Source organism: Glycocaulis alkaliphilus, assembly GCF_004000605.1.
Lineage (GTDB): Bacteria > Pseudomonadota > Alphaproteobacteria > Caulobacterales > Maricaulaceae > Glycocaulis > Glycocaulis alkaliphilus.
Genome location: NZ_CP018911.1, coordinates 2,454,649 through 2,466,767 on the forward strand (window position 1 = coordinate 2,454,649; position 12,119 = coordinate 2,466,767).

Here is a 12,119-nt window from a genome sequence, read left to right on the forward strand (position 1 = left end):
GTTAAGCACGATGCGCGCAACAACACTTGATGCTTGACGTAAGGCGGCGCTCTGGCCAGCAACAGGACATGGCAAGGTCCGTCTTGAGCTTTACGCCTGTCCAGATCGCACTTGGCGCGCTGATGGGCGGCTATATGTCCCTCGTCCAGCACACGACGCGCTGGGACGTGCGGCGCAGCGAAGCCATGCGCGAGATCGCCGCGCGCGGCGGCGGCGCCATTGGCGCCTTCTGGCATGGCCGTCTGCTGATGAGCATCGCGCTCTGGCCGCCCCGCACGCAGCAGCCCGCCATCCTGGTCTCGCGCTCGGTCGATGGCGACATTATCGCGCGCGCCGCCGCCCATCATAAGGTCGCCGGTATCCGCGGCTCCACGCGCAAGCGCCGCCGCGACGGCACCCTTGACGACAAGGGCGCGATGAGCGCCTACCGCGCCATGGTGCGCCATATCGAAGAGGGCGGCGTGATGGCCATTACACCGGACGGTCCCAAAGGCCCGCGCATGCGCGTCACGCCCGGAGCCATCCGCCTGGCCGAGGCCACCGGCGCGCCCTTGCTGGCGGTCACCTGGTCGATACGCTGGCGCAAGGTGTTCAATTCCTGGGACCGCTTCGTGTTGCCCTTTCCGTTTTCACGCGGCGTCATCATCTGGAGCGAGCCCTACCATCTGCCCGAAAACCCCACCGCAGACGACCGTGAAGCGGCGCGTATCTGGCTGGAAGAAACCCTGATCGCGCTGACGCGTGAAGCGGATATGGCCTGCGGCGTCGAGCCGGTAGAGCCCGCACCGCCAGCCGGAGCGCGCGGCGCATGACCGCCCTGCCCCCGGCCCTGTCGCTTTACCGTTTGGCATCCGGCCTGGCCGCGCCGCTGGCCCCTGCCCTGCTGTCATCGCGCGCGGCCAAGGGCAAGGAGGATGAAAGCCGCGTGGCCGAGCGTCTGGGCCGTGCCTCCCTGCCCCGGCCCGAAGGCAGTCTTGTCTGGATCCATGGTGCCAGCGTGGGCGAAAGCCGTGTCGCGCTTACCCTTGCCGGTGCGCTGATAGCGGCCCGCCCCGGCCTCAACGTGCTGCTGACCTCCGGCACCGTCACCTCCGCTGCCCTTGTCGGACGCGAAGCACCGCCCGGCGTCATCCATCAGTACATCCCTGCAGACACCCCCGGCGCCGCACGGCGCTTCGCCGCGCACTGGAAGCCGGATGTCGCCGTATTCGTGGAAAGCGAGCTGTGGCCGAACCTCATCCTCGAAACGGCACGCTCCGGTGCGCGTCTGGCGCTGGTCAATGCGCGGATGAACGAGTCCTCCTTGCGCCGCTGGCAACGCTGGCAGCGTTCAGGCAAGGCGCTGGTAGGCCTGTTTGACTGGATCAGCCCCGCAGACGGGCGCACCGCGCGCGGGCTTGGTCAGTTGCTCGGCCGCAAGCTGTCCGTCGCGGGCAATCTGAAGCTGGAAATCCTGCCCCCCATGCCGTCGAGGGACAAGCTGGCCGCGGCCCGTACCATCGTCAATGGCCGTCCTCTATGGGTGGCGGCCAGCACGCATGCGGGCGAGGAAGAGATCGTTCTGGACGCCCATCAGCATCTTCTCGCCCGTCATCGCGATGCCCTGCTCATTCTGGTGCCGCGCCATCCAGACCGTGCCAGCGCAATCGGGAACCTCATGGAGCAGCGCCAGCTGGGGTTTGCCCTGCGGTCGCGGCGTGAAGCCCCCGGCCAGGACACGCCCGTATGGCTGGCGGACACGCTGGGAGAGATGTCCCTCTGGTTTGAACTGGCACCCGTAGCCTTGATCGCCGGCAGCCTGAAACCCGCCATTGGCGGGCATAACCCGATCGAAGCGACACGGCTGGGCTGCCCGGTCATTTCCGGTCCATGGCGTGACAGCTTCTCCGACATTTTCGACGCCTACGAGACCTATGGCGCCGTCACCACGGTGCAGGACGCCGCCGGGCTGGCCGAAGCCGTACGGCGCCACTGGGCCGGTGAGGGCGCAGGCATCAGCGCAGGTCAGGCCGCCCTGTCAGCGCTGACCGGCAATGTACTGGAGACCACCACCCGCAAGCTCCTCGCGCTTGTCGACACGCCCGCGGAGAAAAGCTGATGCGCCCGCCCGCCTTCTGGAATGACAAGGCCGGCCGCTCCTCAGGTGCCGTCACGCGCGCCCTGCTCTCCCCGCTGGGCTGGGCCTATGCGGCGGCAGGCGCGGCGCGCATCGCGCGCACGACGCCCTTCAAGGCGGATGTGCCGGTGATCTGCGTCGGCAATCTGACCCTTGGCGGCACCGGCAAGACGCCGGTAAGCGCGGCTCTCCTGTCCATGCTGCAGGACATGGGCGCGAACCCGTTCGCCCTGTCACGCGGCTGGGGCGGGCGTCTGAAAGGTCCGGTGCGGGTCGATGCGGGCCAACACAGCGCAGACGATGTGGGCGATGAGCCGCTATTGCTGGCGCGCGCCGCGCCAGCAATCATCTCGGCTGACCGCCCCGCAGGGGCGCAGCTCGCCGTCAATGAGGGCGCCAGCATCATCGTCATGGATGACGGCCACCAGAACCCTGCCCTGCACAAGGATTTCTCTTTCGTCGTGGTCGATGGCGAGACCGGCTGGGGGCCGGGCACCATCTTTCCGGCCGGACCTTTGCGTGAGCCGGTCAGCGCCGGACTGGCCCGCGCCGATGCCGTGATCGTGATGATGCCGGACAGCGAGAGCCTGCCGGACCTTGCCCGCCTGCAACTGGACCAGTTGGAAAAGCCGGTTTTCCGTGCATGGCTCGCTCCGTCCGCCTCCGTGCCGGAGGGCAGATTGCTGGCCTTTGCCGGCATTGGCCGCCCGCAGAAATTCTTTGATGGCCTCAAGGCTGCAGGCGGCGACCTGGCCGATGCCATCCAGTTTCCCGACCATCACCGCTTCAGCGCGAGCGATCTCAAACGCCTGGCAGACCTCGCCGAGAGCTGGAATGCCCGGCTTGTCACCACCGAGAAGGATCATGTGCGCCTGCCCGCCGGGTTCCGTGACACGGTGCTGGACTATCCGGTGCAGGCGGCATTTGCCGACGAGGCCCGGATCAGGGATTGTCTGGACGCGGTTCGCAGCGGGGTAAAGACCTAGGCCATGAGTTCGGTTCTCAAACGTGCAGGCTGGCGCACGGAAGCGGCCCTGTTCGACGGATATGAAGCGTCTATGCGCGCGCTCGGCATGGAGCGGGCCAGCGATACCGGCTCGGCCATTGTCTCACGGCTGGGACCGCTCATGCGCCAGCACCAGATCGCCCGGCGCAATATGGAGCTGGTATTTCCGCACGCGAACCCCGGCGAGATCGACGCCCTGCTGGGCGCGATGTGGGACAATATGGGCCGCGTGGCCGGGGAGTTGCCGCTGCTCGGCCGCATGGATCTCAGCGGGCAGGGCGAGCAGGTCCGCATTGAGGGCCTCGACATATTGCGCGAGCTGCAGCGCCAGCAGCGCCCCATCCTGCTTTTCGGCGGACATTTCGCGAACTGGGAAGTGCTGGTGGGCACCGTGGCCACGCAAGTGCCAAATTGCTGCCTGGTCTACCGGCATCTGAACAATCCCTATATCGACGCCCGGCTGCGCGGCCGGCGCGCCTCCATGGGCGGGCATGTCTTTGCGCCCAAGGGTGATGCCGGCGCGCGCATCATCCTCAAATCCATGCAGGAAGCCCGGCCTGTGGCGATGATGGTCGACCAGAAGATGAATGACGGGATCGAGGCCCCGTTCTTCGGTCACCCGGCAATGACGGCCTCAGGCGGGGCGCGCATGGCCCTGCGCCATGACGCGGTGGTGCTGCCCATGTCGATAGCGCGCAGGCATGGCCCGAACTTCATCGTGCGCATTCACGAGCCCCTGACCCGTCCGGTGGCCACCGAGCGCAATGCCGCCGTGCTTGAGCTGGTCACGGCGATGAACCGCTTTATCGAACAGCGCATCCTTGAAACGCCGGCCCAGTGGTTCTGGGTACACCGGCGCTTTCCCAAGGACATCTACCGCAAGGCGGAGGGCTGAACATCCAGCGTGGCGAACGGGTCGACATTGCGCCCGTGCCAGCGGATACGCCAGCACAGGTGCGGGCCGGTGGAGCGCCCGGTGGACCCCACCCGGGCGATCAGCTGGCCCTGCTCGACCACATCCCCCTCTTCGACAAGGACTTCGGACAGGTGCAGATAGGCCGAGTTGAAGCCCTGCCCGTGATCGATGAAGATCAGCCCGCCCTCGAAATACATGTCAGTGTCAGCCAGCCTGACAATGCCGCCAGCCGGTGCCAGCACCTCGGTGCCGGTGGGCGCGGCGATGTCCACACCGTAATGGGGGGTGCGCGGCTCGCCATTATAGATGCGCTGACCGCCGAACCGGCTCGAGATACGCCCCTGTGTGGGCTGGATGAAGCCGGTCATGAACCCGTCACCATCCCAGCGCGAGGCATGGGCCTGGCCTTTGCGCACGCCTTCGGCGCGAATGCGTTCGAGCACTTCCGGCGGCGGGGTGACCATGGCAGGCGGCAGGCCCTCAATGCGCTGGATGTCATACTCCGCTGGCGCCACATCATAGCGCGCATCGAACACCCATTCCCCGTCGATCCGGACACGCAGGCGCGTCTCTTCGGGCGCATCGCGGTCATGGCCGAGAATGACCCAGCCCTCGTCATTGGCGCGGGTCTCGACATCATCGATCATGACGGTGGCGCCGGGCGCGGTACGGCATACCAGCACCCCGCCCTGACGGTGTTCACCGCTGCACGCAATCGCAGGCTCAGGGCTGGCAATCGCCAGCGCAGCGGCAAGAAGCACGCTCATGTCTGCATCCCCGGCTCTGAATGGATTTCCAGCCAGCGCTTCGTCGCGGCCTGCGCGTCCTTGAAGGCTTCCTGCAGCTCCGAGCTCCAGTAGCGCAGCTGGTTGAGCGGGATTTTCTCGCCCGTGACCGCGCACAGCACATAGGCGCCCGGCTCCAGTATCATGAAGTCGGCATCGCCATATTCCAGCTTGGCTTCGCCTGTGAAATCGCGCTCGAAGCGGTTCATGTGAACTCCCGGATAATCCTTGCGCGCATTATCTATCACGTGCGTTGCGCTGCATCAAAGTGCGAGACAGCGCCTTGACCGCACCGGCCGCAACGCCATCTGATAACGGCAACGCCATCCTTCCCATCCTCTTCGCAGGACGATTCCATGACCAATGCTGCTGCCCTGTTCCAGCCCTTCCAGCTGGGTTCGCTCTCCCTTGCCAACCGCATCGTGATGGCGCCGATGACGCGCTCCTTCTCGCCGGGCGGTGTGCCGGGCGAGGACGTGGTGGCCTATTACCGCCGCCGCGCGGAAAACGCGGTGGGCCTGATCATCACCGAAGGCACGACCGTGGACCGTCCGGGCGCGAGCTTCGACCCTGCCATACCTAACTTCCACGCGCCGGAATCGCTGGCCGGCTGGAAAAAGGTTGTCGATGCGGTGCATGCCGCCGGCGGGAAGATCGCGCCCCAGCTCTGGCATGTGGGCCTTGCGCGCCGTCCCGGCACCGGGCCGCATCCCGACGCTCCCTCCGACAGCCCGTCGGGCATATTGCCGAACGGCAAGAGCATTGGCGAGCCGATGAGCGAGGAAGACATTGCCGACACGATCCACGCCTTTGCCAAGGCGGCAAAGGCCGCGGTGGAGACCGGCTTTGACGCGGTCGAGCTGCACGGCGCCCACGGTTATCTGATCGACCAGTTCTTCTGGGAAGGCCTCAACAAGCGCACCGACCGCTTTGGTGGCGACCTGAAAGGCCGTCTCACATTCGGCGAGGAAATCGTCCGGGCCGTGCGTGCGGAAATGCCGGCCGCCATGCCGCTCATCCTGCGCTATTCGCAGTGGAAGCAGCAGGACTACACCGCGCGCCTGGCCGAAACGCCGCAAGCGCTGGAAGCCTTCCTCAGCCCGCTGGCCGATGCCGGTGTCGACATTTTCCACGCCTCCACGCGGCGCTTCTGGATCCCCGAATTTGAGGGCTCCGATCTCAATCTTGCCGGCTGGACGAAAAAGCTCACCGGCAAGCCGGTCATCACTGTCGGCTCGGTCGGCCTCAACTCGGACTTCCTTGGCGCCTTCATGGGCGAAGGTTCTCCGGCGGCCTCTCTCGATGGCCTGCTGAAGCGCTTTGAGGATGGCGAGTTCGATCTCGTCGCCATCGGCCGGGCGCTGCTGTCCGATCCGCAATGGGCCGCCAAGGTGCGCGATGGCCGGTTTGACGAGCTGGCTGATTTTTCGGCTGAAGCGCTCAAGGAGCTGGTGTAGGCATTGGCCGCAACAATAACAGGGGAGAGACGGCCATGAGCCTTCTGGAACAATATGCCGGACGCATCGGTGAAACTGTCACGTCAGACTGGTTTGAAGTGGATCAGGCGCGGGTCAACGCCTTCGCCGACGTGACGCTGGACCACCAGTTCATCCATGTGGACCCGAAACGGGCAGCGAAAGAAACGCCTTTTGGCGGCCCGATTGCCCACGGCTTCCTGACGCTCTCGCTTCTCTCCCATTTTGCCGAATCCACCCTGCCGCCTCTGCCGGGCAAGGTGATTGGCATCAATTACGGCTTCGACAAGGTACGCTTCCTGTCGCCGGTGCGGGTGGGTTCGCGCATCCGGGGCAAGTTCACGCTGGCAAAAGCAGAAGAGCGCAAGCCCGGCCAGATCCAGCTGGTGCAGAGCTGTTCGGTCGAGATTGAAGGCACTGATACCCCTGCGCTCGCCGCAGAATGGCTGAGCCTGATCGTCTACGGCTAGGGCCCGGAGCCTAGCGCAGGAAGGGCAGTAGCGAGACCTGGCTCATGTCGGAAAAGACAAGGGCCGATACCTGCATGGCCATCTGCGCCTGTGTAAGGCGGTTCGCAGCCTCAGCCATGTCGACCTCTTCCATGCCGGCGATCATGGTTTTGAGATAATCGGACCGCTGGGCGTTGCTCTGCTGGGCCGTTTCAAGACGCGCCTGCAACGAACCATTCTTGCCAATGGCGCTGGAAATATTCTCGAACGCCGCGATGACATTGCCAATTTCGGTGGACAGGAATTCCTGCTGAACCGTGGTGACGGTGCCGTCAAACGGTCCGTCCGGGCCGGCATTGAAATCGGCAATGCGGGCAAAAATCGCCATCAGGTCTGCTGCCAGCTCATCGGCCAGAAACCCGGTCTCCACCGTGGTGTTCTCTTCAATCCGGCCGGTCTGGGACTTGCTGGAGTTATGGAACAGATCGGCTATGTCCGCCGCGCCCTGAACCTGCGCAATGGTGTCAGCGGTAAAGGGAACCGCATCGGTGCGCGTGCCGCTGAAAATGAAAGAGCCGTTGAACTGGGTGTTCAGCGCAGCGGAGAAACGGCTGAACGCGGCCTGCACGTCGTTCATCAGGAAAGTGCCGTCATTGGTGGTAAGCGCCAGCCGCAAATCCTGCACGGCATCGGACATCTCGTTCAGCGCCAGATCCTGCACGTCCAGCCGGCTGGCAAGGCGTTTGCTCGCCTCGACAAAATTGTCAGAGCGCGCCAGCGCACCCCGCGCAAAGAGGATGGTCTCGACCTCATTGCCATAGCCTTTCAGGTCCGGCGCTTTCAGGCCGGTTGAGACCTGCTGGCCGGATTCGTAAAGCTGACGCTGCGCGCGCATCAGGTCCATGAGCGCCGACTGGGAGGCAGCCTGTGTTGAAATACGCATGGCGTTAAGCTCCTTTCCTAGCGGCCCATATTCAGAAGCACGTCCGTCATTTCCTTGGACGCCTGGATCATGCGTGCAGCGGCGTTATAGGCCTGCTGGTAGAGGATCATGTTGGCCAGCTCCTCATCCATATTGACGCCTTCGACATCCATGCGCTTGCGGTCGGCAGCTTCCTTTACCGACAGCGCAGAATCTGCGGCCCGTTCCGCGCGGGCGGCACGCGTGCCCACATCGCCGGACAGCCGCGCGCCATATTCCTGCAAGGTCGCCGTGCCCCCGGCAAACGCGCCCGCCCCGTCGAAACGGCGTGTCGCGGAAAACGCGTTATAGAGCGCCTGCCCGCCCCGCCCGTCCCCCGCGGTCAGCACCAGATCGCCGGGCACCGTACCTGCCCCTATATCAAGCTGCGAGAACGAGATGTTCGCGGAATTGCTGCGCAGATCAGAGCGGACCGAAAACGCTTCGGCGCGTGACATGCGCGCCGCGTCGCCAATGCCAAACAGCTGCGACAGGGCAAGCCCTGTATCGCCGCGCGACGTGCTGTCGCTGACAAGGTCGAAATCATAGCTGGCATAGGCACTCGATGGGGTGAAGCTCAATGCGCCTTCGCTATCGAGCGACCAGGTGCCAAACCCGCCCATGCCGGTGGCCGGATTGTTCAGCGCATTGACGAAATCGCCCAGCGTCGCCTGATCGGCCGGAATGGTGATCTCGGTTGTCGAGCGGCCATCGGGTGTCGAGACGCGGAACGTCATCTCCTGTCCGGCACTGGTGCCCAGCGGCGTGCCTGCACCCAGCCCGGTATCAAAGAAGGACGGCCTGGCCGAGGTGATGATGTCATTGAGGCCGAAGAAATGCGCAAATCCGCGCCCGCCGCCGAGATCGGACGGGCTGGACTCGTCCTGCACCGTCGCCAGTCCTGTACCCGGCGCAGTCGCATTGATGACCAGACGCCCGCCGGAGAAGCTGGCCGTACCATCCCCGCCAAGGGCGGCGTTGAGTTCATTTACCAGATCATCAACCGTGGTCCCGGCATTGCCATTGACTGTGAAACCGCCGGCAGTGAATTCCAGATCAATCCGGTTCACCAGCTCGCCGTCATCAGTCACCACCGCGAGCGTGGCAATGCCGCTGCCACTCAGCAGATCATTGGCGATCAGTCCGGTATTGCGCCCGGTCATGGTGGTCTGCGGCGGATAGGAGGCGGAGTTGTTGTGCGCGGCGTTGAGCGCATCGGACGTACCCGCCGTGAACTCGGCTAGCTGTGCCGCGATGGCGGGCAGCTCGATGTCGCGCATGTCCATCAGGGCACGCAGCTCGCCAGACCGGATCGAGCTGGTCAGGTCAACTGTTGCCCCCGAGGACGAGACCACCGCCGTGATGCGCCCGTAATCGGCGCCATAAGCGCCGGTTCCGGACGGCACATAGCTCAGCTGCAGCCGGGCATTGTCCAGCAGGGCCGTGCCGTTCTCGGTGCGCACAAAAAGCCGCCCGTCGGGCTGAACCTCCGCGCGGATGTCCATCAGGCCGGACAGCTCGTCGAGCAGTTCGGCCTGCCTGTTGGTCACGCCGGTTGAGTCCGAGCCCGAGGCATTCAGCGCCTGGGCCTGCGTGTTGAGCGATTGCAGCTCGGCGAGTATCTCATTGACGCGCTCTACCCCGCTGCCAATGCGCCGGTCCGCCTCATCGCGAAGGGCGCGCACCTCGGCAGACAGGCGGCTGGCCTCGTCGAAAAAGGATTGCAGATCGGACGCCGCCGACAGCCGCGCCACGCGCTCGACCGGATCGACCGCCGCCGCGCCTATCGATTCAAAGGCCTTCACCAGGCGCCCATACAGGCCGCCGGCATCCTGCGTGCCGCCAAACTGGCTCTGCAGCCGGTCCAGCAGGGCAGCACTGGTGGTCGCCTTGGCGGCATCGGACCCGGCGCGCAGGGAAGCAGCCTGCAGGAACACATCGGCCACGCGGGTGATCCCCGCCACCTGGACGCCCATGCCGATACCGGCCGCCGAGCGGGCGATCAGGTCTACCTTGGTGCGGGCATAGCCAGGCGTATTGACGTTGGCGATATTGTTGGAGACCGAGCGCATGCCGAGCTGGCTTGCCTGGATACCAGACATCGCATTGCCGAGAATTCCGTTCAGCGCCATGTCCGCCCTCCTTCAACTCCGCTGGCCCTCAAATCAGCCTGCACATAGGCAAAACCCGCCCCTGAGCGGCAATTCCTGCCGGGGGTACGGGCCTTCCTGGTCCAACGCTCTGGCGATATGTTGACTGCGCAAGTCATTGAAAGTGTGAGCCTAAGCCTTCATCTGCCTCCGGTCCGCATGTTTGAACGGACCATTTGCGGGATCCATGCGGCGCAAAAGCCGGGCCAGACGCGCGATCAGAACAGCGACAGGGCCGGGATTACCGGACAGGCCGGGATCACTCCCGATTTACACCCCGACCCGGCAAGACTCGGCCCTGCCACCGGGGATTTTTTGCCGCCCGGCACGTCTCCGCCCACGCGCCACCAACGACAACGCCTTGTTTTTGTTGGATTTATATAAATCCTTTCAGTGGCATGAAGCTTGAAAGCCAGTGCTCGACCGGCTCGTGCCCCTAGGGCAGGAAACGCCGCCCGCCGCAAAACGCGCGCAACATCCCGATACGATTTGTCGAAGGACCGCCGCGCCCATGCTGCCTGGCTATGCCATTGCTGACACCTTGTTTGCTGCCCTGTCTGCGGGCCGTGGCGAGGCTGCGCGCACTGCGGCCGGTGACACAGGCGAAGCTGGCGGGTTCGAGGCTTTGCTCCGCGATGAAGCTGGCGGCAACAACGCGCCCGCCAAATCATCTGCCGGCCAGACAGGCGGGCAGGCAAAGCTTGTGGATGTCAGTGCAGAGATCAACACAGAGGCCAGCGCCGAAATCACCGGTCAGCCCGCACCTGCGCCGTCTGTGGCGCCGGAGCCTGACCCGCTGGAACTGCCGGTCAGCGTTGAAGGCAGTCATGTTGAAGACAGCCTTGATGACGGCCAGGCGCAAGACGGCACGGATCCCGCCATCATCGTCATGCCGCCCGAAACCGGCGCGGCACCGGGCAACGTCGAAAGCATCGCGACTGACGAACCCGAACCGTCCAATATCCGCGCCCACAGCCTGACTGAGGGAGAGTCCCCGGCTGCGGGCATGCAAAACGGCGCAGCTGAAGCAGACATGGCTGACGCTGACACAGCCGAAGACAGCAGGCCTGACGAGGCGCGCGATACAACCGGCAAGGCTGACGCCGGCAAGAGCGCCGGAGCCGAACCTGCCGCCCCGGCCGCCCCGGCCGCGCCGTCCAGTGATGCTGCCCAAGGGACAGGCAAACCCGCAGAAGCCCCGGCCAATCAGGCAGCCCAGCCCAGTCATGCCGAACCCGGCCAGCCTAAAGCGGCGTCCGGTCAACAGGCCCCTGTGCAACCGCAAACACCGGCGCAGGCGCAGGCCGCGGCCCCACAGTCCGCACCGGCCGCAGATCCTGCAGGCGGAACACGCGCGCCTGAAGCGGCCCAGACCGCCTCCACTAACGCCCAGCAGGCAAAGGCAGACCTCATCGCACAGCCGGGCAAAGCCGAGGGCGATGTGCCCAACACCGCCGCCCTGCGCCGTGAGACGGGGCGCGGCATGACGCGCGGGCCTGAAGGTCTTGCGCAGGCACGCGCCGCCGCTGAAAAAGCAGAGACGGGCGCCAAGGACGCGCCCGTGCAAGCGCGCAGCTCAGCCACCCTGCCTGCCAACCCGGCACCGTCACAGGCACCAGCCACACCGCCCCAGCCTGCCGCACCGGCCGTATCAATGGCCGCCATGCTGACAGCCCTGCAATCTGGTATCGCTGCGCCCGAAGCGCTGGAGGCCAGCGAAGCCACGGAGCTCCGTCTGGAAAGCAGCTCGCCGCTTCTGGCTCGCAATGAGAGCGCCAGCGTGGCGGGCACGCGCACCACATCGGCCATGCCGCATCTGCGCATGGCATCGGGCCATGTGGCCGAGCTTGGCCAGATGATCGCCCGGCGCTTTGCCGACGGTTCGCGCAGCTTTGATATTCGCCTTGATCCGCCAGAGCTTGGCCGGGTGCAGGTGCGCCTCGAGATCGGGGCCGACCGCTCCGTCCAGGCCATGCTGACGGCTGAAAAGCCCGAAGCGCTGGCCGAACTGCAGCGCAATGCGCGCGAGCTGGAGAAGGCGCTGGCCGATGCCGGGCTGGATCTCGGTGAAAACGGCATAGGCTTTGCGCTGAGCGAAGGCGGCAGTGACGAACAGGCAGAGCGTGACCCCGAAGAGCGCGGCGCCCAGCCCTCGATCACCAGCAATTTGACTATTTCAGAAGAGTCCATCTCCGCCCCGGTGAGCCGCTACGGCTTTCTGATGACGGGTCGGACCGGCGTGGACATGAGGATTTGATCCG

General features: G+C 65.2%; 11 protein-coding genes. 7 read left to right on the plus strand and 4 right to left on the minus strand.

Translation table 11 applies throughout. From position 1 onward, the window contains the following. Positions 1–68: 68 nt before the first annotated feature. From X907_RS11760 to X907_RS11775, 4 genes are read left to right on the plus strand one after another with little or no spacing between them, the layout of a single operon-like run. On the plus strand, positions 69–812 hold the full coding sequence (locus tag X907_RS11760) for a lysophospholipid acyltransferase family protein (protein ID WP_170175547.1): 744 nt from the start codon (positions 69–71) through the stop codon (positions 810–812). After that, positions 809–2,098 carry a 3-deoxy-D-manno-octulosonic acid transferase gene (locus X907_RS11765; RefSeq protein ID WP_127568232.1) on the plus strand — a complete coding sequence of 430 codons (1,290 nt, stop codon included), beginning with the start codon at positions 809–811 and terminating at the stop codon, positions 2,096–2,098. Before X907_RS11760 ends, X907_RS11765 begins: the two co-directional genes overlap by 4 nt. Then, the gene (gene lpxK, locus X907_RS11770) at positions 2,098–3,102 is read left to right on the plus strand and encodes a tetraacyldisaccharide 4'-kinase (RefSeq protein ID WP_127568234.1); all 1,005 of its coding nucleotides are present in this window, start codon (positions 2,098–2,100) and stop codon (positions 3,100–3,102) included. The genes X907_RS11765 and lpxK overlap by 1 nt, the downstream gene beginning before the upstream one ends. Positions 3,103–3,105: 3 nt before the next feature. After that, positions 3,106–4,017: a lysophospholipid acyltransferase family protein gene (locus X907_RS11775; protein WP_127568236.1), complete on the plus strand. Its 912-nt coding sequence runs from the start codon at positions 3,106–3,108 to the stop codon at positions 4,015–4,017. On the opposite strand, the gene X907_RS11780 is transcribed toward X907_RS11775, so the two are convergent. Next, a complete protein-coding gene (locus tag X907_RS11780) occupies positions 3,996–4,805 on the minus strand; it encodes a M23 family metallopeptidase (protein WP_127568238.1) in 810 nt (269 codons plus the stop codon). The two genes, X907_RS11775 and X907_RS11780, sit on opposite strands and share 22 nt — an antisense overlap. Further along, positions 4,802–5,032, minus strand: a complete 231-nt coding sequence (locus X907_RS11785) for a DUF2093 domain-containing protein (protein ID WP_127568240.1) — start codon at positions 5,030–5,032, stop codon at positions 4,802–4,804. Before X907_RS11785 ends, X907_RS11780 begins: the two co-directional genes overlap by 4 nt. A gap of 147 nt (positions 5,033–5,179) precedes the next feature. Between X907_RS11785 and X907_RS11790 the strand changes: the two genes are divergently transcribed. After that, positions 5,180–6,280 carry an NADH:flavin oxidoreductase gene (locus X907_RS11790; protein WP_127568242.1) on the plus strand — a complete coding sequence of 367 codons (1,101 nt, stop codon included), beginning with the start codon at positions 5,180–5,182 and terminating at the stop codon, positions 6,278–6,280. A 35-nt stretch (positions 6,281–6,315) separates the two neighbouring features. Then, a complete protein-coding gene (locus X907_RS11795) occupies positions 6,316–6,768 on the plus strand; it encodes a MaoC family dehydratase (protein WP_127568244.1) in 453 nt (150 codons plus the stop codon). A gap of 10 nt (positions 6,769–6,778) precedes the next feature. Here the strand turns inward: X907_RS11795 and X907_RS11800 are convergent, their stop codons facing one another. Continuing rightward, positions 6,779–7,690, minus strand: a complete 912-nt coding sequence (locus X907_RS11800) for a flagellin (protein ID WP_127568246.1) — start codon at positions 7,688–7,690, stop codon at positions 6,779–6,781. A 17-nt stretch (positions 7,691–7,707) separates the two neighbouring features. Beyond that, on the minus strand, positions 7,708–9,840 hold the full coding sequence (gene flgK, locus X907_RS11805; RefSeq protein WP_127568248.1) for a flagellar hook-associated protein FlgK: 2,133 nt from the start codon (positions 9,838–9,840) through the stop codon (positions 7,708–7,710). A 529-nt stretch (positions 9,841–10,369) separates the two neighbouring features. On the opposite strand from flgK, the gene X907_RS11810 reads away from it, so the two are divergent. After that, complete coding sequence (locus X907_RS11810) at positions 10,370–12,115, plus strand: flagellar hook-length control protein FliK (RefSeq protein WP_127568250.1); 1,746 nt, start codon at positions 10,370–10,372, stop codon at positions 12,113–12,115. The last annotated feature ends 4 nt before the right edge of the window (positions 12,116–12,119 follow it).